This window comes from Halolamina sp. CBA1230, from assembly GCF_002025255.2.
In the GTDB taxonomy this organism is placed as follows: Archaea; Halobacteriota; Halobacteria; order Halobacteriales; family Haloferacaceae; genus Halolamina.
In genome coordinates, this window is sequence record NZ_CP054587.1 from 2,250,244 (window position 1) to 2,273,116 (window position 22,873).

Below are 22,873 nucleotides of genomic sequence, written 5' to 3' on the forward strand. Positions count from 1 at the left end.
GGGCGTATCAATCACACGACGGGTGTGGGGCGAAACAGTCCGTCAGATGTCGTCGCCGGGCGGCTGCAGATCGCGCTGGAACTCGTCGAAGTCGTCCAGGTCGTCGGGCAGGTCGTACTCGATCCGGCGCTCCTCCTTGTTGCGCTCCAGTCGGTCCTCGACCGGTTCGGCGACGTCCTCCCAGCCCGGCTTCACGCGGACTGATTTCGCGGGCTGGCCGACCGCGACGTGGTGGGCGGGGACGTCGCCGTCGACGACGGCTTTCGCACCGACGACGGAGTTCTCGCCGAGCTTCGAGCCGGCGCGGACCATCGCGTCGTACGTGAGGCGGGCGTCGTCCTCGATGATCGTCCGGTAGTTCTTCACCTCGGTCTGGTCGACGATGTCGTGGTCGTGGCTCAACACCTGCGCGGAGTCCGAAATCGAGACGCGGTCGCCGATCTCCAGCGCGCCGCGGTCGTCGAGGTGGACGTCGTCGTGGACGACCACGTTGTCGCCGACGGAGATGTTGTGGCCGTAGGTGAACGTGATCCCCTTGAAGAAGCGGCAGTTCTCCCCGACCTCGTCGAACAGGTGTTCGGCGAGCATCTGGCGGAACCGCAGCGCGAACTCGATGTTGTCGGCCATCGGCGTCGCGTCGAACTGGCGCCAGAGCCACTGGAGGTGTTTCGACCGCTGGAAACGGTCCTCGTCTTTCTCGGCGTAGTACTCGGACTCCAGCGTCGCGTTGCAGGGGTCGTACCCCTGCAGGCGGACGCGCTCGGCCGGGCGCACGTCGCCGCCGTCCTGCCAGCGCTCGTAGGCGTCGCGGTCGCCGAACAGGTCCACAAGGGTGTCCTGTACCACGTCGCAGGTGTCCTCGTCGGAGGCGAGTCGCTCGTCGACGTCCTCGATGAAGGCGTCCACCCCGGCCTCGGCGTCCGGCGGGAGCGAGGCGTGGCGTTTGGTCATGTCGGGAGGGTGGAGTGGCGCGGCCATATGGGTTCGGGTGTTCGCATACGGTGGACGACCACGCCGGGTCAGATCTGTTTGGTACTCGCGGGTGGTACGCGATCGATGGTCACGGACGAACTGCGACGGGCATGACCTGTGGGAGCTATGAGTCGATCGTCGTCAAGGGCGCCGGTGGTCTTGACGGTGTGAGCTGATACGCGGGAACGGGATGCTGAGGTAGGGTTGAGGAATCGTTCTCGAGGCTGTGAGTTTCGGTTTTCGACCGGCGGAACAGCGACCGCGACAGCAACGGGATCTGGATCATTGGCTTCCGAAGCAGCAACCGCGACAGCAACGGCATCTCGACGCATGACCACTTGCGACCGCCCAGCACCGCGATGGTCTTCCCCGCATCCTCCCCATGGGCTCGCCGACCGGTGGCGAGCCCTCGCGTCCACCGCGACCCACCGCTACAGCTGTCGGCGCGAAAGCGGGCGCGGCCCTGTGCCGCGTCTCAGCGCGAGGGATGAGCGAACGAATGTGAGCGAATCGGCTGGGGAGGCGTGAGGGCTGTGCGGGGCGGTTGCGGTCGCAAGTGGTCTAGCAACGAGATGCTGTTGCTGTGTCGGTAGCCGTCGTTCTCACTGTCGCATCCGTCGACGACTGATCGCCCGAACACGAGAAACGTCGAGAAAGAGACTCGAAACTCGACTCAGGCCAAGAACACGTGCCGGGGCCGATCAGCCAGCACGTCACGCCCCCACTGCACCGTGTCACGGAACGCGTCCGAGCGGAAAAAGCCCATCGCGTCCTCCTTCGAGCGCCACTGGCTCGCGATGAACATGTCGTTCTCGTCGGCGACGTTCACCATCAGGTCCGTCTCGAAGTGGCCGTCCATGTCCGAAAGCAGGTCACCCACGGTGTCGAACTTCTCGACGAAATCCTCCTGGTGGTCCGGTTTCACGGTGTAGAACATCCCCATCGTCCCGAACCCGGACTCCTCGCCGGCGCGCTCGACCACGCCCGGCAGGTCCGAGAGAAAGCCCGCCGCGGTCTCGGCGGCGCTTCCGGTGTCCCAGATGCTCACGACCGCGACGCGGTCGGTGTAGGTTCCCTCGTACACCGCCGTCTTCACGTGGGTGTCGTAATGCTCGAAGTTGCCCCGGAGCCCGTCGACCTCCTCCGTGATCGCCTCGGGGTCGGCCTCGCTGTACAGCACCGTCGCGTACACGTCCTCGCCGTGGGGCTGGCCCGCGTAGATGTCGAGATCCTCGAGCTCGCCGCGGATGTCGTCCTCGTCGGCGGCTTCGTCCTCCTCGTCGCCCCCGTCGCCGTGGTGGTCGCTCTCACCCTCGTGGTGGCCTTCACCCTCACCGTGATGGTGCCCGTCGTCGTCGCCGGCCGGGACCGTCTCCCCGCGCAGGTACGCGCCCAGATCCGCGGGCGGGAACCGCCGACCGATAAAGAAGGAGCCGAACTCGCCGTACTTCGAGGTGGCGTCGTCGAACCGGAGCTCGTAGACGATATCCTTGATGTCGGTCGCGTCGCCCGCGAACAGGGTTACACCCCACTCGAAGTCGTCCAGCCCCAGCGAGGAGGAGATGATCTGGTCGACTTTCCCGCCCCACTTCCGGGCGGTCTCGCCGTGGCCGGCCATCAGGTCCGCGCGCTCGTCGAACGGCAGGTCGTACCAGTTCACCTCCTCGCCGCGGCGCTTGTCCATCGGGTAGAAGCAGACGTACTCGTCGTCGGGCAGGTCGGGCTTGATCTTCCCCTCGATGTACTGTTTCAGCCCCTCGTCGACCTCCTCCTCGTCCTCCGAGAAGTAGGCGTCGGAGACGTACCCCGACACCTCGGTCACAGAGACGTAGGAGGTCGCCTGCTCGGTGTACTCCCCCAGCGCGGTGTGCTCGAACCGGCGCTCGGCCGTCGAGAGGTGGTCCAGCGTCGGCCGGAGATGCAGGATCAGCAGGTCGGCCTTGTCGCCGACGACGCTGAACACCGCCGACGTCCCCTCGTCGGCGTCGACGACGGCCTCGTGGTCCTCCAGGTACTCGACGCCCTCCGCGATCGCGTGTTCCCGGTCCCGCTCGGGAGCGTCCCGCCATGCGTCCCAATCGACGTCACGGAAGTCGTGGAGGACGAACCAACCCTCTTCGGTCTGCGGTGGCTCGGTCATGCCCGGGAGTCGGGACTGGGGGGGCTTGGGCGTTGCGTGTCACCGCGCCCACGAACGACCGAGCCGACGGATATTCCCGTTTCCGCCCGAATTAGTCGCTGAACCGGCGATTCCCGGACCGAAACCCTTTCAGAGAGCCCCCTCCGTACGGGGAACGATGCGGAAGAGCGGCCCCCCGAAAGGCCTCATCTCGTACATCGTGCTCGAACTCCTCGAGGAGAAACCCCGCTACGGCTACGAGATCCTCAAGGAGATCGGCGACATCAGCGGCGGTCACTGGGAGCCCTCCTACGGCTCCGTCTACCCCATCCTCTATAAGTTCGAGGAGAACGGCTGGGCCGAGCGGATCGAACGCGAGGACGAGCCCGACCGGAAGTACTTCGAACTCACCGAGGCCGGCGAGGAGGAGCTCGCGGAGAAACGCGTCGAGACCGGCGCGAAAGCCCGAGAGTTCGCCGACGTGATCCTCGGCTTCTACCACGTCTACGTGGGGTTCGCGACCGACGAGCGCTTCGAGGTCGAACAGCCCGCCGACCACTGGCGCTTCGACGAGACGTTCTCCCGGTGGATCTGCGAGCAGGTCGTGCGCCACCACGAGTACTACTTCGACGATTTCCAGCGCATCGACGACACGCCCGAGGAGTTCTACGAGCGGATGGGCGTCGAGGAAGACCCCAACGAGTAGGTCGGCGGCGCCAGCTCAGTTGAGCAGCTGCGGCCCGAACACCACGAGCAGCAGGCACGCAAGCATCGCCAGCCCGACGCTGGTCGTCACCGCCCGCGTCGCGGTGTGTTTGTCCTCGATCGGGAGCCGCGCGACCACCGCCTCAACGCAGGCCCGGAGGATCCGCCCGCCGTCGAGCGGGTAGCCCGGGATGCAGTTGAAGAAGGCGAGGTTGAGGTTGATCCAGCCGGTCCAAAAGAGGAGGTTCGCCAGCAGGAACACCCCGCCGCCGAGCGGTTCGAGCGGTCCGGTGATCTCGTAGAAGTTGCGGTTGGCCGCGACGAACCCCGCGAAGTTGTAGCTTCCGCCGCCGACCGCGCCGATGAACGGGAGCAGCAGGACGACGAGCACCAGCCCGAGCATCGATCCGCCCGCCGCCACGACGCCGACGCCGCCCTCACCGTTCAGCAGCGAGAGGAACCCCTCGGCCGGGTAGTAGTCGACGCCGAGGCTGCTCGTGCCGACGCCGGCGTACTCGCCGCCAGCGATCGGTGCGATACCCAGATAGCCGGACCCGTCCCCGCGGTAGTCCTCGGCGAGCGTCACCGTCGCCGTCCGGCGTTCGCCCTCGACGACCGCGACGACCTCGACCGACTCACCGGGCTCGCGGCCCTCCAGTGCGGCGGTCACGTCCGCGGGCGTCTGCGTGGGCTGGCCGCCGAGGCTCACCAGCGTGAACGGCGTTCGGGACGGGAAGCCGGCGGAGTTGTTCAGCGGGTGGTCGGCCGGCTCGCCGCCGACCCCCGGCAGATCCGGCGCGGTCGCCCGGACGACCACGCCCATCGGCCCGGTCGTCGTGTTCCCGTCCTCGGTCGTGATCGCTACGCTTGTGCGGTTCCCGACCGCGTCGCGGAACCCCCGCTCGGTGCGGACTGCAGTACCGTTGACCGCGGTGATCGTGTCGCCGACGTCGAGCCCGGCCGTCCCCTCGCGATCGAACGGCGAGCCGGCCGCGAGCCGGGTCACGAGCAGCGAGCGCTGGACGGTGGTCTCGGTGCCGTCACCGAGCGTGACGCTCAGTTCACGCTGGCTGCTCTCTGCGAGGTAGGCGTCGAGCTCGCTGCCGTTCGCGATCTCGCGGTCGCCGGCCATCACGATCCGGTCGCCGCCGTCGATCCCGGCCTCGTCCGCCGCGGACCCCGGGAGGGCGCCGCCGATCGCCGCGCCGGGCGCGAGGGCGATCGAACCCACTATCGGCCCGAGCAGCAGCGCGAACGCGACGATCGTCACCACGTAGTTGTTGGTGACGCCGGCGGCGAACATCCGGGCGCGGGCGCCGCGGTTCGCCTCGCGCTGGCTCTCCTCGTCGGGTTCGACGAACGCGCCGATCGGGATCACCGCCAGCGTCACCAGCCCCATCGAGTCGATGTCGATGTCGCCGACGCGGCAGAGGAGGCCGTGACCGCCCTCGTGGACCACCAGCCCGACCAGCAGGCCGATGACGATCTCCGGGGCGACCGACAGCGGGAGGAACTCGTTGACCCCGGGGATCACCAGCACGTTCGCTGGCTCGTTCACCGGCGACGGCGCGGGCGGGCTCTCGAGGATCAGCTGCCCCTGTCGGAGCAGCAGAACGAACATCCCCACCATCACCACGAGCGTCGCGCCGAGACCGACGTTGGTCCAGGCCCGCCAGAACCGCTTGGGGCCGGCGAGCCAGTTGAGGAACACCCGGCCGCGCTTGGTGTGGATCGTCGTGATCGGTCCCGAGACGTGGACCCCCTCGGGGATCAGCCCCTGCCCGTCGAGCCAGAAGGCCACCAGCGAGTAGGCGACGATGCCGACGAGTATCCACGTCAGGGGACCGAACGCGGGAACAGCCTGTAACAGCCCGTCGATCATCTGTCCGGGAATCCGGTCCCGCCGGGCAAATGCGTTCGGGTACGACGCTGTGACGACCGAGCCACCCGAAACGGGCTGTGACCCGCTCCGGATCCCCGTTCGAGGGCTCTAGCCTTCCCGGCGGAGGCGCTCGACCACGAACGAGCGGTCGAGCTCGCCGAGGAACTCGCCCAGCCGGGGGCCCTGCTCCTTGTCGAAGAACAGCCGGTAGCCCGCCGCGAACAGGTCGGCCGTCTCCAGGTCGTGTGCCTCCGCGAGCTCGTAGATCCGGCCCTGGATAGCTTCGCCGTCGTGGCCCGCCGCGACGAACTCTGCGAGGTCGTCGAGTGCTGCCTGCTCGTCGTCGGTCAGCGCCACGTCGGGGAGGTCGGTCTGGAGCCGGTAGTTGTAGGCGTTGTCACAGCGCTCCGCCCACGCGCGGGCCCGCTCGACGCGTTCGAGCGCGTCGTCGATCACCCACTCCGGGGCGTCCTCGGGGATGTGGCCCTCGTTGCGGGCCATCTGCACGCGCAGGTCGCGGTCGTCGACCATCCCCAGCACCGCGGCGAACGTGTAGGGCAGCCGAACGCGCGACTCGCGCACCTCATCCATCACGAACGGGTAGGCTCTGTTCGCGAACCGTTCCAGCTCCTCGTCGTCGACTTCGCCGAAGTACGCCCGCTCGAACCGGTCGAAGTCGTCGACCAGCTGATCCAGCCGGGAGACGTCGAAATCCCGGGCCTTGTTCGGGTCGAGCGCGAAGAAGTACCGCAGCACCTCGGGTTCGAGCAGTTCGAGCACTTCGGGCACCGTCACCACGTTCCCCTCCGAGGAGGAGAGCGGTTCGCCGTTGAGCGTGAACCACTCGTACGTCATCGGCACCGGGGGCTCGATGCCGAGCACTTCGCGGGCGATCTCCTCGCCGGAGGGCCACGACCCCTCGGCGTGGTCCTTGCCGAACGGCTCGAAATCCACCCCGAGCAGGCTCCACTGTGCAGGCCACTCGAAGCGCCAGGAGAGCTTCCCGTCCCGGAGGGTCGCCTCGCCGTGGTGGCCACAGCCCTCGATGTCGCGGTCGCCCGCGGTGATGCCCGTACACTCGTACTCCACGAGCCCTTCCTCCAGATCCGCGACGGTCACGTCGGTGGTGACGATGCCACACTCCGGACAGATCACGCGGAACGGCGAGTACGTCTCGTCGACGGAGTCCTGGTACTTCGCGAGCACCTCGCGGGCGGTGTCGACGTTCTCGAGGATCGTCCGGATCTCGGGCTCGAACTCGCCGGTCTCGTACAGTTCGGTGTTCGAGAGCACGTCGACGGGCACGTCCACCATCTCGGCGGCCCCCGCGAGCAGGTCCGCGAAGTGCTCGCCGTAGGAGCCGTGGCAGTCGCCGAACGGGTCGGGGATGTCGGTGTACGGCGTTCCGAGGTTCTTCCCGAGCGCGCCGGCGTCGACCTCGCCCAGTTCGACGACGTTCCAGTCCGCGTCGGCCAGCCGCCGGGGGAGCTTCCGCAGCGGGTCGCGGTCGTCGGAGGTGAACACCTGCCGGACCTCGTGACCCCGCTCGCGGAGCACCTCCGCGACGAAGTAGCCACGGAGGATCTCGTTGAAGTGGCCGAGGTGGGGGATGCCGGAGGGGGAGACGCCGCCCTTGATCACGATGGGGTCCTCCGGGTCGCGGGCCTCCACCTCGTCGGCGACGGCGTCGGCCCAGAACGCGTGGTACGACTCCTCGCCGCCATCCTCGCCGGCGTCGCTGCCCGTGGTCGGGCCGGAGGAGGGGCCCGAAGCGTCGGCGTCCGGATCGGGGGTCTGCTCGCTACTCATGCTGGGTCCAGTAAGTGGGCTCGTCGGTCCCGCCCGTGGGCACGATGTCGGTGCCGCTGTGCTCGCCCCGGAGCACGGCGTCGACGACGGCCTCGGGGTCGGTGCCGTCGAGAACGATGGTGCGCAGCGACGAGCGCTCGATGAGCTTGGCCGCGAGCAGGTCGACCGGGGCGGAGGCGCCCGCGCCGCGGTCCATCGGCGCGATCACTTCCACCAGTTCGCTGGGGGTGAGCTGGCCGTACTGCTCGGCGTCGTCGTCGGTCTCCGGGTCCGCGTTGTACACGCCGTCGGCGCTGGTCGCGAACACCAGCAGTTCGGCGTCGATGTACTCCGCCAGCGCGGCCGCGACGGCGTCGGTGGTCTGGCCGGGCGTGATCCCACCCATCACGACGGTGTCGCCGCCGCGGATCGCCTCGCCGGCCTCGTCGTAGCTCGTGGCGGGCGTCCGCTGGACGCCGTGGCCCATCGCCGCGATCAGCAGGCGGGCGTTGAGCCGCGTGACGCCGATGCCGAGCTCGTCGAGCTGGAACTCGTTGGCCGCCAAGTCGCGGGCGGCGCCGATGTACTGTCGTGCGACGGTGCCGCCGCCGACGACCGCGCCCAGTTCACAGCCCTCCGCCGAGAGCGTGCCGAGGGCGTCGGCGAACCCTTCCACGCGCTCGGGGTCGAGGCCGGGCGCCAGTACGCTACCCCCGATAGAGACGACGACTCGCATTAGGTGAGGTTCCGGGGGTGGCGCTCTTAAGAGCGGTGGTCGGGCGCCGCCGCGAGAAAAGGCCTAAGCCGGTCGCCCACCCCGATAGAGGTATGCAGCCCCTCTCGATCGTCGGCCCCGGCGCCGCCGACGTGCGCGACGCCGTCGCCGCCCGCCTGGACGGCCGGGTCGCGACCGTCGGTCGGACCGAGGCGGCCGGCGTCGACGACGCGACCGACGCGAACGCCCGCTTCGAACTCTCGCCGGACGGCGACTGGACCGCCGCCGGTGACGACCGATCGTTCGCCGACCTGCTTGACGACCTCGCGACCGAGTACGAGTACGCGGTGATCTCGGGGTTCTCGAAGCTCCGGCTCCCGACGGTCGTGATCGGCGACGAGGACGTTCCGGGTGACGTGCTCCGGCGCGTCGACGACGCGAACGAACTCGACCCCGACGCGCTCGCGGCCGAAATCGACGAGCTCGACCCCTACGTCACGCTGGAGTCGCTGGTCGCGAAGGCGAAACAGTCGCCGCTCGCGGAACGCTCGGGTGCCATCGCGACGTTCACCGGCCGCGTGCGGGCGAAGGACTCCGAAAACGACAGCCGCACGACCCACCTCAAGTTCGAGAAGTACGAGGGCGTCGCCGAGCAGCGGATGGCCGACATCGCCGCGGAGCTGGAGGCGCGCGACGGCGTGTTCGAGGTGCTGTTCCACCACCGGACCGGCGTCGTCGTCGACGGCGAGGACATCGTGTTCGTCGTCGTGCTCGCGGGCCACCGCCGCGAGGCGTTCCGGACCGTCGAGGACGGGATCGATCGGCTGAAAGACGAGGTGCCGCTGTTCAAGAAGGAGACCACGGAGGACGAGCAGTTCTGGGTCCACGACCGCGCGTGACCCCGCGTCGGGCGACCGTACCCGGCACCGCGGGCGGCACTCGACCCCGATTCGTCGCCCAAACCGGGACGGATCTCGGATTCGAGATGGAACCGGATTTGCGGCTTCAGATCGGTTTCTAAAACGTCTAAAAGATTCTGAGCGTCTCGTGAACGATCCGTTTTACGCCCGTTTTCGCTTCGATCCGCCTGAAACGGTTCGAATTTCGGGGCATGGTCTGGAGTTTATATCCTCCCCTAGGCCGTTGCCCGGAGTGAGGCGAACATCAATGAGCGCAACCCGAAACCCCTCCACCGACGGCGTGGCCGCGACCGACGAGCTCTCGAAAGAGGAGCGCCTCACGCGCTACCTGCGCGAGAAGGCCGAGGACGGCGAGATGTACTTCAAGTCGAAGTTCATCGCCGACGACGTCGACCTCTCGCCCAAGGAGATCGGCGCGCTGATGGTGAAGCTCAGCGACGCCGCGTCGGATCTCGAGGTCGAGAAGTGGTCGTACACGAGCGCGACCACGTGGCGCGTCGAGACCGCGTAACCGATCAGTCGCGTCCCGACCCGACTACCGCCGGGCTGCGCGCCGCCGCCGGCGGTCCCCGCTGACTCCCACCCTCCTTCGGTCCCCGTACCAAGCCTTATGCGCGAGCGTCGGTTATCGCGACCGATGGCAGACAGGTCCGGGTCCGACGAGATCCCCCGCCCGGAGGCGCTCGACGCGTGGTTCCACCTCACGGCGATCCAGCGCGACGGCGACCGTATCCGCTACCACGGCGAGTCGTTGGTCCCCCGTTCCCGGCTCGCGGACGAACTGATCCCGGCGTTCGAGGAGGCGGGCTACGAGCTCCGCTTCTCCGTCGACGAGGCCGGCAACGACGTGCTGGTCGCCCGGCCGATCGGCGCGGCCGCCACGTCCGAGACTAACCCCACGCTCAACGTCGCGCTGCTGATCGCGACGGTGTTCACCACCATGTTCGTGGGTGCGACCGTCTGGTACTACATCCCGCTCTCGGCGATCGCCGAGAACCCGCTGCGGGTGCTGGAGGCGTGGCCCTTTACCGCCGCAGTGCTTGGGGTGCTGTTGACCCACGAGATGGGCCATTATCTCGCCGGCCGCCGGCACGGCGTCGACGTGAGTCTCCCCTACGTGATCCCGTTCTACGTCCCGTTCGGCACGATGGGCGCAGTGATCCGGATGCGGAGCCGGGTGCCCGACCGCGAGGCACTGCTCGACATCGGCGCCGCCGGGCCGCTGGCGGGGCTGATCGCGACGATCGTCGTCACCGCGATCGGCGTCTCGCTCGATCCGATGACGGTCCCCCAGCGCGTGCTCCAGGGGAGCGGCGAGGCGATCATCTTCCACAACCCGCCGCTGCTGGACCTGATCGCGAACGCGCTCGGGCAGGAAACCGGCTACGACGACCCCTCGCGCGCGGTCCACCCGGTCGTGATGGGTGGCTGGATCGGGATGTTCTTCACCGTGTTGAACCTCCTGCCCGTCGGCCAGCTCGACGGCGGGCATATCCTCCGTGCCGTGCTCGGGGACCGACAGGAGACCGTCGCCGCGCTCGTCCCCGGCGCGCTGTTCGGCCTCGCGGGCTACCTCTGGTACGTCCGCGATATGGGGATGCAGAACTCCGTGGGGCTCTGGCTGCTCTGGGGGTTCATCACGCTGCTCGTCTCCTTCGGCGGCGCCGCCGACCCGATCGACGAGACCCCGGTGGGGTGGAAACGCGTCATCGTGGCCGGGCTGACGTTCGCGCTCGGCGCGCTCTGTTTCCTCCCGGTGCCGATCGAGATCGCGACGGTCTGAGCGGCGCTCGGCGCCGGCTCGCTCTCACCCGTCGCCGTGGGTGTACCCGCGATCCGGGAGCGGTTCGCCGTCCGCGGTCACGCCCTCTTCGACGACTTCGCCGACGACGGTCGCGTCAGTGCCGGTCGATTTCACCGCCTCGATCGCCGCTTCCGGGTCCGGTGTCGTGAACACCAGCTCGAAGTCCTCGCCGACGTGGGCCGCACACTCCCGGCGGTCGGACTCGCTTTCGGCCACTTCGTCGACGGCCGGGTGGACCGGGAGTCGGTCCCACTCGATCGCGAACCCGCAGTCGCTCGCCCCCGCCAACTGGTGGAGCGAACGCGCGAGGCCGTCGCTCGAGTCCATCATCGCGCTCGCGGTACCGCGGAGCGCCCGGCCGGCGGCGACGCGGGGCGTGAACCGGAACAGCTCGTTGCCAGCATCCGCGTCGCCAGCGGCGAACTTCCGGAGTGCGGCCGCCGTCCGCCCGAGTTCACCCGTCACACACACCGCGTCGCCGGGGCTGGCGCCGTCGCGGTAGATCGGCTCGTCGACGCGGCCGACGGCGGTCGTGGCGGTCGTGAACTCCGAGTGTTCGTCGAGGTCGCCGCCGACGTACTCGGCGCCGACCAGCTCACAGACCTCGCTCGCGCCCCGGACGAACGCCGTGAGTTGGCGCTCCTCGAACTCGGGGGCGGCGTACACCGCGACCGCGCAGGTCGCGTCGGCGCCCATCGCCGCCAGATCCGAGAGCGACGCGCCGACCGCGCGCCAGCCGGCGGTTTCGCGGGTCGTCCCCGCCGGGAAGTCCGCGCGCTCGTGGAGCATGTCTGTCGTGATCGCGAGGTCGTCGACGACGGCCGCGTCGTCGCCCGCGGCCGGGACCGTCCCCGAAAGCGCCGCCAGCGCGCTTCGCTCGTTCATATCTCCGGGTGGGCGTGGGGGCCGATAAAGCCCGTCGACCGCCACCGGAGGCTTCAAACGCGTGCCGGGAGTTCCATCCGGCATGGACACCGACCAGCTCAAGGCGACACTGGTTGGCTTCGCCGGCGCGATCGCCGTGCTCGCGCTCCTGCTCTACTTCGTGGGTGTCGGTGATCTCATGGTGTACCTCGGTGACGCCGACGTGGGCACCGTCGGTCTGGTCGTCGCTGTCACGGTGGCGTGGCTGTTCGCGTGGGGGCTGGCGCTCCGGACGGTGCTGGGCGTACTCGGCCGGCACGTCTCGCCGATCAAAACGTTCCTCGTGTTCTCGGGGGCGATGTTCAACAACAACGTCACGCCGTTCGGGCAGGCGGGCGGCGAGCCGGTGACCGCGCTGCTGATATCGGAGGTGACCGACAGCGACTACGGCACCGGGCTGGCGGCGATCGCGAGCGTAGACACGCTCAACTTCGTCCCGTCGATCATGCTGGCGCTGCTCGGGATGGGGTACTTCGCGACCCAGACCACGTTCAACGCGCGCCTGGAGTCGGCGTCGATCGTCGTGGTCGGACTCACGGCCGTCGTCGTCGGCGGCCTCGTGTTCGGCTGGCGGAACCACGAGCGGGTCGAGACCGCCGTCGTGGGCGTCGGCGCGCGGCTCGCTCGCTTCGCCGGCGAGTACGTCCCCCGCGTTTCCGATCCGGGCCGGGAAGCGGTCGAGAAGCGCGTCGGGCACTTCTTCGAGGCGATCGAGCGGGTCGCGACCAACCCGCGGGGGCTCGTGCTCGCGTTGACGTTCTCCGCGCTGGGGTGGGCACTCCAGATGTCGGGGCTGTGGCTCGCCTTCCAGGCGATCGGGGAACCGGTAAGTCTGGGCGTGGTGATGTTCGTGGTCCCGATCGGTGCGATCGCCGGAATGACGCCGCTTCCCGGCGGTGCCGGGGGGATCGAGGCGGTGCTCGTCTTCCTGCTCGTCGCGGCACCGCTCGACGGCGTCACCAAGTCGGTCGCGCTTGCGGCGGTCGTGATCTATCGCGGTGCGGTGTTCTGGGTACCGGTCGTGCTCGGCGGGATCGTGATGGGGACCGTCGGTGCGGGTGCGCGTGCCGGCCCCTGAGGCACACCGATACGATGGGTTTATCCGGAACAGGGCAGAATTCCTCCCTATGGCAACCCTCTACGACGTTCCGGCCGAGGACCTCATCGAGGCTCTCGCCGAGGAGCTCGACGGCCGTATCGAGGAACCCGAGTGGGTGGAGTTCACCAAGACGAGTGTCGACCGCGAACTCCCGCCCCAGCAGGACGACTTCTGGCACGTGCGTGCGGCCAGCCTCCTGCGGAAGGTGGCGATCCGCGGCCCCGTCGGCGTCGAGCGACTCGCGACGGAGTACGGCGGCTCGAAGTCCGGTACGACGCGCTACCGCGTCTCGGGCAACGAACACACCGGCGGCTCCCGCAAGATCATCCGGACCGCGCTCCAGCAGCTCGAGGACGAGGGCCTCGTGGAGACGGCGAAGGGTGAGGGTCGACGCGTGACCGACGAGGGCCAGAGCCTGCTCGACACCATCGCGGGCGAGACGCTCGAGGACCTCGACCGGCCGGAGCTCCAGAAGTACGCGTAACGACGCCGCAACCGTTTTGCGCCGAGAGCAGTAACACACGCCTATGAGTGACAACCCCGACGAAGACCGACTCGACGAGCTTCGACAGGAGCGACTCGAGGAGCTACAGGACCAGGCCGGCGGCGAGGACGCACAGCGCCAGGCCGCCAAGGAACAGCAGGAGCGCGCCAAGGCCCAGCAGGACGCGCTGCTGAAACAGCATCTCACCGACGACGCGCGCCAGCGGCTCAACGCCGTCGAGATGAGCAAGCCCGAGTTCGCCGAGAAAGTCAAGCAACAGGTGACCGCGCTGGCCCAGAGCGGCCGAGTTCAGGGCCAGATCGACGAGGAGAAGATGAAGCAGATCCTCCGCGAGCTGAAGCCCGAGGAGAAGAGCTTCGACATCCGCCGGCGCTGATGGAGCTGGCGCTGCTCTACAGCGGCGGGAAGGACTCCTCGCTGGCGGCGCTCGTTCTCGACCGGTTCTACGACGTCACCCTCGTGACCGCCCACTTCGGCGTGACCGAGGAGTTCGAGAACGCCCGTACGGCCGCCGACGCGCTGGGGTTCCCGTTCGATACCGTGGAGCTCGACCGCGAGGTGGCCGAGGAGGCCGTCGACCGCATGCTCGAGGACGGCTACCCGCGGAACGGGATCCAGCGCGTTCACGAGCACGCGCTCGAGGTCGTCGCCGACCGGAACGTGGTCGCCGTCGCAGACGGCACCCGCCGGGACGATCGGGTGCCGACCGTCTCCCGGGCGACCGCACAGAGCCTGGAGGACCGCCACGGGATCGACTACCTCTCACCGCTCGCGGGGTTCGGCCGCGGCGCGGTCGACCGGCTGGTCGAACAGGAACTCGACGTCGAGACAGGGCCGAGCGAGGAGATCGCCCGGGCCGACTACGAGGGCGAGCTCCGGGCGCTCATCCGCGAGCGCGGCGGCGAGGACGCCGTCCGGACGGTGTTCCCCGACCACGACCAGACGATCGTCCGCGGGCTGGCCTAACACAGGATTCAAGCGCCGGCGCCCGGAACGCTCGGCCATGTACGACCGGCTGAAGGGGTTCAAAGACTTCTACCCCGACGAGATGGCGGCCCGCCGCGAGGTCATCGACACGACCGAGCGGGTGGCCCGCCGCTACGGGTTCCGGGAGATCGCGACGCCCGCGCTGGAGGACGTGGGGATGTACGTCGACAAGTCCGGCGAGGAGATCGTCGAGGAGCTGTACAACTTCACCGACAAGGGTGGCCGCGAGGTGACGCTCACGCCCGAGCTCACGCCGACGGTCGCCCGGATGGTCGTCGCCAAGCAGCAGGCGCTCTCGAAGCCGATCAAGTGGTTCTCCACGCGACCGTTCTGGCGGTACGAGCAGGTCCAGCAGGGGCGGTTCCGGGAGTTCTACCAGACGAACGTCGACATCTTCGGCTCGAAGGAGCCGGAAGCCGACGCCGAGATCCTCGCGTTCGCGGCCGACATGCTCTCGGAGCTGGGGCTGCCCGCCTCGGAGTTCGAGTTCCGCGTCTCTCACCGGGATATCCTCGGCGAGCTCCTGCGCTCGTTCGACGAGGACGTCGACGTACAGGAAGCCATCCGCGCGGTCGACAAGAGCGAGAAGGTCGACCGCGCGGAGTACCTCGGCCTGCTGGCCGACGCCGGCCTCTCCATCGAGGACGCCGAGGCGTTCGACGACCTGCTCGCGGCCGGGAACGAGGACCTGGACGCGCTGCTGGCCGAGACTGACCGGGGGACGCTGACCGACGCCGTCGAGAACCTCCAGGCGGTGCTGTCGGCGGCCGAGGACTTCGGCGTCCGGGAGCACTGTGCGGTGTCGTTGCGGACCGCACGCGGCCTCGACTACTACACCGGCGTGGTGTTCGAGTGCTTCGACACGCAGGATCGCGTCTCCCGGGCCATCTTCGGCGGCGGCCGCTACGACGACCTGATCGAGTCCTTCGGTGGGCAGCCCACTCCCGCCGTGGGCGTCGCGCCGGGCGTGATGAACTCGACGCTGCCGCTGCTGCTGCAGGAGGCCGGCGTGTTCCCCGAGGAGTCGGTGTCGACGGACTACTACGTGCTCACGGTCGGCGACACCCGCGAGGTCGCCTCCCGGATCGCCCGCGAGCTCCGGGCGGCGGGGAACGTCGTCGAGACCGACGTCTCCGACCGCAGCTTCGGCGCCCAGATGGGGTACGCCGACTCGATCAACGCCGAAACGGTCGTGATCGTCGGCGAGCAGGATCTCGCGAACGACGAAGTGACCGTCAAGGAGATGGAAAGCGGGGACCAGACCACCGCGCCCGTCGACGAGTTCCCCGGCGATCGCGAACAGCCACGCTACGAGGACTTCGCGTAGCGCCGCTGTTCGTCGGCGAACAGGTGACGGCTGCTACACGTCGGGGGTCGTCACGCTCCCGCCCCGTTCCCGACGCGGTCGGTCTCAGCTCACGGGGGGGCTGGTCGCGCTTTCATACTTGAAGTCGGCCCCCAGAGTTATGCTGTCGGGCAGCCCACTGCCGAGTATGTCCACCATACTCCCGGCGGCGTCGATGGCGCTGCTGCAGCTGCCGCTCCCCGACGGGATGCTCGGGCAGGCGCTTCTGGCGTTGCTCGCCATCGCCGTCGTCATCGTCGTCGGCCGGGTGATCCTGAGTATCGCGTGGAAGCTGGTGCTGATCGCGTCGGTCGTGATCGGCGCGCTCTGGCTGGTGAGTACGGTCCTCTAGCCGAGTGCGCCGTCGAGGAAGTTCCCGATCACGTCGTGGCCAACCGCGGTTAGCACCGACTCAGGGTGGAACTGCACGCACTCGATCGGGTGCTCGCGGTGGCGAACCCCCATCACCAGCGCTTCGCTCTCCTCGTTCCCCGACTCGTCGGGCGTCGTTGCCGTGATCTCGAACTCATCTGGCAGTTCTGTCGCGACGAGCGAGTGGTAGCGGCCGGCCTGGAACCCCTGTTCCAGTCCCCGATAGACGCCCTCGCCGTCGTGGTCCACCGGGAACGCCTTCCCGTGGATCGGCCGCGGCGCGTGCCCGACGTCGCCGCCGTACTCGAACACGGCGGCTTCGAGGCCGAGACAGACGCCGAGCGTCGGCGTCTCGGGGCTGACCTCCCGGAGGACGTCCATCGTCAACCCCACGTCGCGCTCGTTTCGCGGGTGGCCCGGCCCCGGGCTGATCACGACGGCGTCGGGATCGACCGCTCGAACCTCGTCGAGCGAGGCCGTGTTCCTGAGGACTTCCACCTCGGCCTCGGGCGCGCCCTCGCCGACGTACTCCACGAGGTTGTAGGTGAACGAGTCGAAGTTGTCCACGAACAGCACCGTCGGCGCCTCGCCGCTGTCGGCAGTCGGGGTGCTCATTCTGCACCCCCTTCGATTCGCTCCAGCGCATCCAGTACGCCGCGGACCTTCTGTTCGGTCTCCTCGTACTCGCTCGCGGGGTCGCTGTCGGCGACGACGCCCGCGCCCGCACGGACGCGGACCGCGTCCGGCTCGTCGCCGTCGCCGTGTTCGACCGTCGCGGTCCGGATCACGATCGCCGTGTCGGCGTCGCCGGTCCAGGAGAAGTAGCCGACGCCGCCGCCGTACACGCCGCGGGGGTTCACCTCCAGTTCGTCCAGCAGCTCCATCGCGCGGACCTTCGGTGCGCCGGTGAGCGTCCCCGCGGGGAACGCGGCTCTGGTAGCGTCGAACCCGTCGAAGTCGGGGTGAAGGCGGCCGGTGACGGTCGACTCGATATGCTGGACGTGGCTGTACTTGAGCACGTTCATGAACTCCTCGACGCGCACCGAGCCCTGCCGGGAGACCTGTCGCACGTCGTTTCTCGCGAGGTCGACCAGCATCGTGTGCTCGGCACGCTCCTTGTCGTCCGCGAGCAGTTCGCCGGCCAGTCGGCGGTCCTCGACGGGGCTGGCGCCGCGGGCGCAGGTGCCCGCGATGGGGTTCGAGACCACGCGCTCGCCCGTGACCGAGACCAGGGTCTCGGGGCTGGCGCCGACGACCGAGCGGTCGCCGAAGGAGAGCAGGTACATGTACGGCGAGGGGTTCACCGCCCGCAGCGACTCGTAGAGGCCGAGCGTGTCCAGTTCGCCGGTGATCTCGTGGCTGCGGGAGACCACGCCCTGGTAGACGTCGCCGTCGAGGACGTGCTCCTGCATCTCGGCAACGGCGTCCTCGTACGCCTCGCGGGGGCCGGCGGTGGCCGTCTCGCGTTCGAACCCGCCCGTTTCGGGTGGGATCGCGGCCGCCAGGTCGCCGGCGACGGACTCGGCCTCGGCGACCAGTCGGTCGTACACCGTGCCGGCGTCGTCGTCCGCGGCGACGACTGGGGTGAACACCAGTTCGACAGTCCCCTCGCGGTCGTCGAACGCGAGCGTCCGGGTCGTGAGGACGAACTGCGCGTCCGGGACGACGGGGTCGGGGCGTTCGACGCCCACTTCGTCGAGGTGGAGATCGTAGACGGCGTCGTAGGCCAGGAAGCCGACCAGCCCGCCGTCGAGACGCTGGCGGTCGCTGGCCTCGAACCCGACGCGTTCGACGCCCGGGAGCGCGAGTCGCAGGCGGTCGAGCGTGTCGGGATCGTCCAGACCGTCGCCGCAGGTGTCGACCTCCTCGCCCGCGTCGGCGTCGAGGCCGTCGAGGAAATGCGCGGCGGGGCCGAACCCCTCGACCTCCGTGCGGTCCGGGTAGACGGAGACCAGCGCCTCGGGATCGTAGCCGACGAAGGAGAAGCGGGCGTGGCGGTCGGCCTCGTCGTCGGTGGCGGCGTCGCTGTGGCCGTCCGCGGGGGCGAACGCGCCCGCAGGGTCGCTGGAGGCGACCTTCTCCGCGCTCTCGAGCAGGAACGTGTGGTCGCTGCGGTCGGAGAGCGCGGCGTAGGCCGAGAGCGGTTCGGTGTCGGTGTCGAGCGTCGCGGTGAGCCGGGCAACTGCGGGACCGTCGACGTCGGCGAGCAGGTCCTCGAACGCCTCCCGGGAGCGATCGAACGACGGCATCAGGCGTCCTCCGCCGTGGGCTCCGGTTCCACTGCACGGGTGGCCTCTTCGACGAACGCCGCCAGCGCGTCGTGATCCTTCCGGCCGGGTTCGTCGTCGCGTTCGACGCCGCTCGCGACGTCGACGGCGAACGGATCGACCGTCGCCACGGCGTCGCGGACGTTCTCGGGCGTGAGCCCGCCCGCGAGCACGAGCGGGGTCGAGAGTTCGTCGCGGAGCTCCCGGGTTCGCTCCCAGTCGTGCGTCTCGCCCGTGCCGCCGGCCCCTGACTCGGTCAGCGAGTCGACGAGCAGTGCGTCCGCGACGCCGTCGAGGGCGTGGGCACGATCAGGTTCGTCAGCGCCGACGGCGACGATCACGTCGACGCCCGCGCGATCGCGGATCTCCCGGACGTCGTCGGGGCCGAACTCGCCGTGGATCTGGAGCGCGTCCGGGGCCACGCGGTCGGCGACCTCGACGGCCGCGCCGACGCTCTCGGGGATGGTGACGGCGACGGTCGTGACGAACGGCGGGACGCTCTCGGCGAGGGTGGCGGCGCGTTCCGGCGCGACCTCTCGCGGTGTATCAACGTCTACGTCCGTGACGAACCCCAGCGCGTCGGCGCCGGCGTCGACCGCCGCCCGGACGTCCGTCTCCGTTCCGAGGCCACAGAGCTTCGCCCGGACCATCACTCGGCCTCGATCGGCTCGCCACAGAGCGCGTCGAACTTCTCGGCGGCGGCACCCTCGTCGATCGCTGCGGCGGCCTGCTCGACGCCGCCTGCGAGGTCGTCCGCGAGGCCGGCGACGTAGATCGCTGCGCCGGCGTTGGCGAGGATCACGTCCCGCTTCGGCCCGGTGACCGTTCCCTCGACGATCCCCCGCAGATCCTCGGCGTTCTCCTGGGGCGTGCCGCCCGCGATGGCGTCGACGGGGGCGCTGTCGAGGCCGAGATCCTCGGGCTCGATGGTGTACTCGGTGACTGCCTCCCCTTCGACCTCGGCGACCGTCGTGGGGCCGTGGAGCGCGATCTCGTCCATCCCGTCGCCGTGGACGACCAGCGCGTGCTCGACGGGCATGTGCGTGAGCGCCTCCGCGATCTGGGGGACGAGCGCCTCGCTGTACACGCCGAGCACCTGTGCGTCGGCGCCGGCGGGGTTGGTCAGCGGGCCGAGGACGTTGAAGATCGTCCGCATCCCCAACTCCTTGCGCGGGCCGATGACGGCCTTCATCGCGGGGTGGAACACCGGCGCGAGCATGAAGCCGATCCCGTCGCGTTCGATGGCGGCCTCGACGGCGGGCGGTTCGGCCTCCACGTCGGCGCCGGCGACCTCCAGCACGTCCGCGCTCCCGGAGGAGGAGGAGACCGAGTAGTTGCCGTGTTTCGCGACGGCGACGCCCGCGCCGCCGGCGACGATCGCGCTCGTGGTCGAGACGTTGATCGTGTCGTAGTCGTCGCCGCCAGTACCGCAGGTGTCCACCAGCGGCCCGCCGTCGGGGTCGATCGTGCGCGCGGCGTCGCGCATCCCCTGGGCGAAGCCGGCGATCTCGGCCTCGGTCTCGCCTTTGGCCCGCAGCGCGGCCAGCAGCGCGCCGATCTGTGCCTCCGTCGCCTCCTCGAAGACCTGCGTCGCGGCCGTGCGGGCGTCGTCGACGCTCAGGTCCTCGCCGTCTGTCACGCGTCGGATGAGTTCCTGCATGGGTGGGGGATCCGAATGTACGGATTGGGTGTATAGTGTACAACTCTGTTCATCGACTTAACGCTGTCGTGTGTCGGAGTAGCACGCGACTGCGAGGCTGCCGAACACGTTCGGCCCAATGAGTTTGGCCGTGGCGGCTCGTGAGGTAGTGATGTCTCAGCAGTCTCTCTACGCGGAGATCGGTGGACGGGAAGCGGTCGAAGCGGTGGTCGACGACTTCTACAGATAAGCAAGGCGAGTGCCCCGGGGCTTGACCCCGAGGGTGAAGCCGACACTCAAACGTGTTCTGTACGTTCGATATACTGTTCAATCGTCCCGCTAGAAACCTGACCCGCCGTCCCGATGCAGTACGACTGTTCCCAGAACCCACCACCCCACAGATACTCCTCCAAGTACGACTCATGCTGTTCCCACATTTCCCGCGCCGTGATGCTCTTAACAGTCCGTGCAATCTCGCTCGGCGCGTGTTTCGGGTGGGAGGAGAGGAACAGGTGTACGTGGTCGGGTGAGATGTGGAGTCGTTCGAGAGACTTCGTCTCTCGTGATCACGAAAATCGAAGATTTTCGGACGACGACAGTATCTCGTAGTCGTACTCGTCGCACACGTCGCGGAAACTCGCTTCCAACGAATCTTCGATTGGTTCGAGAATCGCGTGGCGGTACTGAGCGGGATCTTCGATCCCGCGAGGTACGCAAAGCTTCGCTTTGCTTGACTTCGGGCACCACACGAAGTGGTAGTTGACGTTGTACACCGTGTGATTCGACCGCTTCTCACCCATATCGAACCCACTCCACCAACACAGTTAAGTATATCCAAAATATATACTCTTGTATGACGAATCGTTTTGAAATCGACGGCGAGGAAGTTCTTGACGGCGAAGTCAAACCGTTCGGGAACAGCGCCCACGTCACCGTCCCCAAACGCTGGCGTGGAGCCGACGTGAAAGTCGTCCGAACCTCAGAACCTACCGAACAAGACGAAGAATGACCGACTCACAGGCACTCGTCAAGACTCTGGACTTCCAACTCGACATCCAGAGTGACAACGAGAGCCTGCTGTACGACGCCACGCTCGAAGCCCGCAAAGTGTACAACGAAACCATCCGTCTCGCCAAAGAAGGCGTAGACTGGAACGTGATTCCTGACCGCGTGGCCGACGACGCCAACCTCGTGAAGAACACGACTCAGCGCGTTGTCGCCAAGGCTCTCGGTGCGATGGAGAACTACTACGAGTACGACGACTTCAGGCTCCCGAGTCACACCAAGGTCGGTGCGTACCCGCTCCGAGCGAACTACGAGGAGGGGTACAACCTGTCGCTCACCGACGATGGCGACGTGGCGTTCCGAATCAGCGCAAAGCCGTACAAACACGTCAAGGGTGTCCTTGAAGGAAGTGATGCTCACCTCGATATTCTCAAGACCGCACTCGAAAGCGATGAGTGGAAGATTGGGACGGCAGAATCCCTGTTCCACAACGACAACGCCGAGTTGCACGTCAACATCACCAACACCGAACAGACCGTTCGGGACAAACACAACTCACGGACGGTCATCGGTGTGGACGTGAACGAAGACAACGTGGCTCTCACCGCACTCTCTGAGAACGGTGTGAAAGACACGTTGGTTATTGACTTTCCCGAAATTAAGTTCGAGCGTCACCGCTATTTCACGATGCGGAAGCGCGTCCAGAACGCGGGGAAAGATAGCATCCACAACACACTCGAAGGGCGCGAAGAACGGTTTGTCCGTGATAGACTCCACAAGGTATCTCGGCACATCGTGGCGTGGAGCCAGCAGTTCGAGAAGCCGTGCATCGTCTTTGAAGACCTCAAAGAGATGCGCGACAGTATCGACTACGGCACGCGGATGAACCGACGCTTGCACCACCTCCCGTTCCGCGCCCTTCAGTTCTATACATCGTACAAGGCCGCGTTCGAGGGGATTCCGACTACGTGGATTAACCCCGAATACACGAGCCAGCGGTGTCCGATGTGCGGGCATGCGGAGCGTGCGAACCGCAACAAGAAACGGTTCAAGTGTCGGTCATGTTCTCATCAAGACCATAGCGACCGTGGTGCAAGCGTCAATATTGCCGTGAAAGGCGTCAAGAAACTCGATTGGAATGTGCCTGCTCTCAACAGCCTTCCCGTTGTTCGGAAGGTGCGACGGCAGGCATCGGGGGCTGTGGACGCCCCGACCGTGACCCAACCGACCGTTCGAGGCTATCAGGCCGATGGTCGGATGGGAGTGTCCGACTAAACCACGGGAAGCCTCGGGGCTTGACCCCGAGGCAGTTCACGATCGCGTGCTCGACGACGAGCTCCTGGCGCCGTACTTCGAGGGGGTCGACATGGACGAACTGTACGCCCACCAGGTGCAGTTCGTGAGCGCCGTCGCCGGCGGGCCGGTGGAGTACGACGGCGCGGATATGCAGACCGCCCACGAGGGGATGGGGATCACCGAGGAAGCGTTCTCCCGTGTGGCGACCCACCTCGACGCCGCGCTGCGCGCCAACGGCGTCGACGACGAGGCAGCCGAGGCCATCATCAGCGAGGTGGCGGCGCTGGAGGACGACGTGGTCGGGCAGTAGCGCTCGGGGAACGGGCGAGAATCACCTGCGGGAGCGGACTTTCGAAACCTTCAACTAAGGCCACCGGGTAGTGAGGGTGGAGGCAAGCCCGGTCGGGTTGGTAGTCTAGTCCGGTTATGACACCTCCTTGACATGGAGGAGGCCGGCGGTTCAAATCCGCCCCAACCCATCTTCTTCCGACGCCCAACGACGAGCGACGCGACTGTAAGGAGCGAGCGA

Annotated in this window: 23 protein-coding genes, 1 tRNA gene and 1 pseudogene; 14 read left to right on the forward strand and 11 right to left on the reverse strand. The window is 67.9% G+C overall.

Features of this window, described 5'->3' with window-relative positions:
- Positions 1-42 precede the first annotated feature (42 nt).
- Together B4589_RS11925 and B4589_RS11930 are read right to left on the reverse strand one after the other, a co-directional pair.
- Positions 43-951 carry an acyltransferase gene (locus B4589_RS11925; protein WP_079234480.1) on the reverse strand — a complete coding sequence of 303 codons (909 nt, stop codon included), beginning with the start codon at positions 949-951 and terminating at the stop codon, positions 43-45.
- A gap of 694 nt (positions 952-1,645) precedes the next feature.
- Positions 1,646-3,112, reverse strand: coding sequence for a heme-binding protein (locus B4589_RS11930; protein WP_079234481.1), 1,467 nt, complete (start codon positions 3,110-3,112; stop codon positions 1,646-1,648).
- A gap of 157 nt (positions 3,113-3,269) precedes the next feature.
- Here B4589_RS11930 and B4589_RS11935 point away from each other — a divergent pair, with 157 nt between their 5' ends.
- Positions 3,270-3,797 (forward strand): PadR family transcriptional regulator, encoded by a 528-nt coding sequence (locus tag B4589_RS11935; protein ID WP_079234482.1) that lies wholly within the window; start codon positions 3,270-3,272, stop codon positions 3,795-3,797.
- Positions 3,798-3,812: 15 nt separating this feature from the next.
- On the opposite strand, the gene B4589_RS11940 is transcribed toward B4589_RS11935, so the two are convergent.
- From B4589_RS11940 to pyrH, 3 genes are all read right to left on the reverse strand, one after another.
- Positions 3,813-5,678 (reverse strand): site-2 protease family protein, encoded by a 1,866-nt coding sequence (locus B4589_RS11940; protein ID WP_079234483.1) that lies wholly within the window; start codon positions 5,676-5,678, stop codon positions 3,813-3,815.
- A 108-nt stretch (positions 5,679-5,786) separates the two neighbouring features.
- Positions 5,787-7,487: a lysine--tRNA ligase gene (lysS, locus tag B4589_RS11945; protein ID WP_079234484.1), complete on the reverse strand. Its 1,701-nt coding sequence runs from the start codon at positions 7,485-7,487 to the stop codon at positions 5,787-5,789.
- Positions 7,480-8,202 (reverse strand): UMP kinase, encoded by a 723-nt coding sequence (gene pyrH / locus B4589_RS11950; RefSeq protein WP_079234485.1) that lies wholly within the window; start codon positions 8,200-8,202, stop codon positions 7,480-7,482. Before pyrH ends, lysS begins: the two co-directional genes overlap by 8 nt.
- 92 nt (positions 8,203-8,294) lie before the next feature.
- Here pyrH and B4589_RS11955 point away from each other — a divergent pair, with 92 nt between their 5' ends.
- The 3 genes from B4589_RS11955 to B4589_RS11965 all read left to right on the forward strand — a co-directional run bounded on the left by B4589_RS11955 (position 8,295) and on the right by B4589_RS11965 (position 10,884).
- Positions 8,295-9,080 (forward strand): molybdopterin synthase, encoded by a 786-nt coding sequence (locus tag B4589_RS11955; RefSeq protein WP_079234486.1) that lies wholly within the window; start codon positions 8,295-8,297, stop codon positions 9,078-9,080.
- Between the two features lie 268 nt (positions 9,081-9,348).
- On the forward strand, positions 9,349-9,612 hold the full coding sequence (locus tag B4589_RS11960) for a hypothetical protein (RefSeq protein ID WP_079234487.1): 264 nt from the start codon (positions 9,349-9,351) through the stop codon (positions 9,610-9,612).
- A 126-nt stretch (positions 9,613-9,738) separates the two neighbouring features.
- Positions 9,739-10,884: a site-2 protease family protein gene (locus B4589_RS11965; RefSeq protein WP_079234488.1), complete on the forward strand. Its 1,146-nt coding sequence runs from the start codon at positions 9,739-9,741 to the stop codon at positions 10,882-10,884.
- Between the two features lie 24 nt (positions 10,885-10,908).
- Here B4589_RS11965 and thiL read toward each other — a convergent pair whose 3' ends face one another.
- Positions 10,909-11,790, reverse strand: a complete 882-nt coding sequence (thiL, locus tag B4589_RS11970; protein WP_079234489.1) for a thiamine-phosphate kinase — start codon at positions 11,788-11,790, stop codon at positions 10,909-10,911.
- An 82-nt stretch (positions 11,791-11,872) separates the two neighbouring features.
- Here thiL and B4589_RS11975 point away from each other — a divergent pair, with 82 nt between their 5' ends.
- The 6 genes from B4589_RS11975 (at position 11,873) to B4589_RS12000 (ending at position 16,117) form a co-directional block, all read left to right on the forward strand.
- Positions 11,873-12,907, forward strand: a complete 1,035-nt coding sequence (locus B4589_RS11975) for a lysylphosphatidylglycerol synthase transmembrane domain-containing protein (RefSeq protein WP_079234490.1) — start codon at positions 11,873-11,875, stop codon at positions 12,905-12,907.
- Between the two features lie 49 nt (positions 12,908-12,956).
- Positions 12,957-13,412: a 30S ribosomal protein S19e gene (locus B4589_RS11980; RefSeq protein WP_079234491.1), complete on the forward strand. Its 456-nt coding sequence runs from the start codon at positions 12,957-12,959 to the stop codon at positions 13,410-13,412.
- 43 nt (positions 13,413-13,455) lie between these two features.
- On the forward strand, positions 13,456-13,809 hold the full coding sequence (locus tag B4589_RS11985; protein WP_079234492.1) for a DNA-binding protein: 354 nt from the start codon (positions 13,456-13,458) through the stop codon (positions 13,807-13,809).
- On the forward strand, positions 13,809-14,399 hold the full coding sequence (locus B4589_RS11990) for an alpha hydrolase (RefSeq protein ID WP_079234493.1): 591 nt from the start codon (positions 13,809-13,811) through the stop codon (positions 14,397-14,399). The genes B4589_RS11985 and B4589_RS11990 overlap by 1 nt, the downstream gene beginning before the upstream one ends.
- A gap of 37 nt (positions 14,400-14,436) precedes the next feature.
- The gene (gene hisS / locus B4589_RS11995; protein WP_079234494.1) at positions 14,437-15,747 is read left to right on the forward strand and encodes a histidine--tRNA ligase; all 1,311 of its coding nucleotides are present in this window, start codon (positions 14,437-14,439) and stop codon (positions 15,745-15,747) included.
- A 166-nt stretch (positions 15,748-15,913) separates the two neighbouring features.
- Entirely contained in the window at positions 15,914-16,117 is a 204-nt protein-coding gene (locus tag B4589_RS12000; RefSeq protein ID WP_079234495.1) for a hypothetical protein, read from the forward strand.
- Here B4589_RS12000 and trpG read toward each other — a convergent pair.
- From trpG to tnpA, 5 genes and pseudogenes are all read right to left on the reverse strand, one after another.
- Entirely contained in the window at positions 16,114-16,752 is a 639-nt protein-coding gene (gene trpG / locus B4589_RS12005) for an anthranilate synthase component II (protein ID WP_079234496.1), read from the reverse strand. The genes B4589_RS12000 and trpG overlap by 4 nt on opposite strands.
- On the reverse strand, positions 16,749-18,386 hold the full coding sequence (gene trpE, locus B4589_RS12010) for an anthranilate synthase component I (protein ID WP_079234497.1): 1,638 nt from the start codon (positions 18,384-18,386) through the stop codon (positions 16,749-16,751). The genes trpG and trpE overlap by 4 nt, the downstream gene beginning before the upstream one ends.
- A complete protein-coding gene (locus B4589_RS12015; RefSeq protein WP_079234498.1) occupies positions 18,386-19,054 on the reverse strand; it encodes a phosphoribosylanthranilate isomerase in 669 nt (222 codons plus the stop codon). The genes trpE and B4589_RS12015 overlap by 1 nt, the downstream gene beginning before the upstream one ends.
- Positions 19,054-20,064 carry an anthranilate phosphoribosyltransferase gene (gene trpD / locus B4589_RS12020; RefSeq protein WP_079234499.1) on the reverse strand — a complete coding sequence of 337 codons (1,011 nt, stop codon included), beginning with the start codon at positions 20,062-20,064 and terminating at the stop codon, positions 19,054-19,056. Before trpD ends, B4589_RS12015 begins: the two co-directional genes overlap by 1 nt.
- Before the next feature lie 275 nt (positions 20,065-20,339).
- Positions 20,340-20,843, reverse strand: a pseudogene (gene tnpA, locus B4589_RS12025) (IS200/IS605 family transposase).
- Positions 20,844-20,896: 53 nt separating this feature from the next.
- On the opposite strand from tnpA, the gene B4589_RS12030 reads away from it, so the two are divergent.
- The 4 genes from B4589_RS12030 to B4589_RS12045 all read left to right on the forward strand — a co-directional run bounded on the left by B4589_RS12030 (position 20,897) and on the right by B4589_RS12045 (position 22,823).
- Positions 20,897-21,052: a DUF2080 family transposase-associated protein gene (locus B4589_RS12030; protein WP_079234500.1), complete on the forward strand. Its 156-nt coding sequence runs from the start codon at positions 20,897-20,899 to the stop codon at positions 21,050-21,052.
- Entirely contained in the window at positions 21,049-22,323 is a 1,275-nt protein-coding gene (locus B4589_RS12035) for an RNA-guided endonuclease TnpB family protein (protein ID WP_079234501.1), read from the forward strand. Before B4589_RS12030 ends, B4589_RS12035 begins: the two co-directional genes overlap by 4 nt.
- A complete protein-coding gene (locus B4589_RS12040) occupies positions 22,298-22,654 on the forward strand; it encodes a group 1 truncated hemoglobin (RefSeq protein WP_079234502.1) in 357 nt (118 codons plus the stop codon). The genes B4589_RS12035 and B4589_RS12040 overlap by 26 nt, the downstream gene beginning before the upstream one ends.
- Before the next feature lie 94 nt (positions 22,655-22,748).
- A tRNA-Val gene (locus B4589_RS12045) sits at positions 22,749-22,823 on the forward strand.
- Positions 22,824-22,873 lie beyond the last annotated feature (50 nt).

What these genes read in the sequence shown, in the direction of transcription:
- B4589_RS11925 (WP_079234480.1), bottom strand. Translation starts at nt 951, where the DNA reads ATGACCAAACGCCACGCCTCGCTCCCGCCGGACGCCGAGGCCGGGGTG.
- B4589_RS11935 (WP_079234482.1), top strand. Translation starts at nt 3,270, where the DNA reads ATGCGGAAGAGCGGCCCCCCGAAAGGCCTCATCTCGTACATCGTGCTC.
- B4589_RS11940 (WP_079234483.1), bottom strand. Translation starts at nt 5,678, where the DNA reads ATGATCGACGGGCTGTTACAGGCTGTTCCCGCGTTCGGTCCCCTGACG.
- B4589_RS11980 (WP_079234491.1), top strand. Translation starts at nt 12,957, where the DNA reads ATGGCAACCCTCTACGACGTTCCGGCCGAGGACCTCATCGAGGCTCTC.
- trpE (WP_079234497.1), bottom strand. Translation starts at nt 18,386, where the DNA reads ATGCCGTCGTTCGATCGCTCCCGGGAGGCGTTCGAGGACCTGCTCGCC.
- trpD (WP_079234499.1), bottom strand. Translation starts at nt 20,064, where the DNA reads ATGCAGGAACTCATCCGACGCGTGACAGACGGCGAGGACCTGAGCGTC.
- thiL (WP_079234489.1), bottom strand. Translation starts at nt 11,790, where the DNA reads ATGAACGAGCGAAGCGCGCTGGCGGCGCTTTCGGGGACGGTCCCGGCC.
- B4589_RS11975 (WP_079234490.1), top strand. Translation starts at nt 11,873, where the DNA reads ATGGACACCGACCAGCTCAAGGCGACACTGGTTGGCTTCGCCGGCGCG.
- B4589_RS11930 (WP_079234481.1), bottom strand. Translation starts at nt 3,112, where the DNA reads ATGACCGAGCCACCGCAGACCGAAGAGGGTTGGTTCGTCCTCCACGAC.
- B4589_RS12040 (WP_079234502.1), top strand. Translation starts at nt 22,298, where the DNA reads ATGGTCGGATGGGAGTGTCCGACTAAACCACGGGAAGCCTCGGGGCTT.
- B4589_RS11990 (WP_079234493.1), top strand. Translation starts at nt 13,809, where the DNA reads ATGGAGCTGGCGCTGCTCTACAGCGGCGGGAAGGACTCCTCGCTGGCG.
- B4589_RS11960 (WP_079234487.1), top strand. Translation starts at nt 9,349, where the DNA reads ATGAGCGCAACCCGAAACCCCTCCACCGACGGCGTGGCCGCGACCGAC.
- pyrH (WP_079234485.1), bottom strand. Translation starts at nt 8,202, where the DNA reads ATGCGAGTCGTCGTCTCTATCGGGGGTAGCGTACTGGCGCCCGGCCTC.
- B4589_RS11955 (WP_079234486.1), top strand. Translation starts at nt 8,295, where the DNA reads ATGCAGCCCCTCTCGATCGTCGGCCCCGGCGCCGCCGACGTGCGCGAC.
- trpG (WP_079234496.1), bottom strand. Translation starts at nt 16,752, where the DNA reads ATGAGCACCCCGACTGCCGACAGCGGCGAGGCGCCGACGGTGCTGTTC.
- B4589_RS12015 (WP_079234498.1), bottom strand. Translation starts at nt 19,054, where the DNA reads ATGGTCCGGGCGAAGCTCTGTGGCCTCGGAACGGAGACGGACGTCCGG.
- B4589_RS11985 (WP_079234492.1), top strand. Translation starts at nt 13,456, where the DNA reads ATGAGTGACAACCCCGACGAAGACCGACTCGACGAGCTTCGACAGGAG.
- hisS (WP_079234494.1), top strand. Translation starts at nt 14,437, where the DNA reads ATGTACGACCGGCTGAAGGGGTTCAAAGACTTCTACCCCGACGAGATG.
- B4589_RS12035 (WP_079234501.1), top strand. Translation starts at nt 21,049, where the DNA reads ATGACCGACTCACAGGCACTCGTCAAGACTCTGGACTTCCAACTCGAC.
- B4589_RS11965 (WP_079234488.1), top strand. Translation starts at nt 9,739, where the DNA reads ATGGCAGACAGGTCCGGGTCCGACGAGATCCCCCGCCCGGAGGCGCTC.
- lysS (WP_079234484.1), bottom strand. Translation starts at nt 7,487, where the DNA reads ATGAGTAGCGAGCAGACCCCCGATCCGGACGCCGACGCTTCGGGCCCC.
- B4589_RS12030 (WP_079234500.1), top strand. Translation starts at nt 20,897, where the DNA reads ATGACGAATCGTTTTGAAATCGACGGCGAGGAAGTTCTTGACGGCGAA.
- B4589_RS12000 (WP_079234495.1), top strand. Translation starts at nt 15,914, where the DNA reads ATGTCCACCATACTCCCGGCGGCGTCGATGGCGCTGCTGCAGCTGCCG.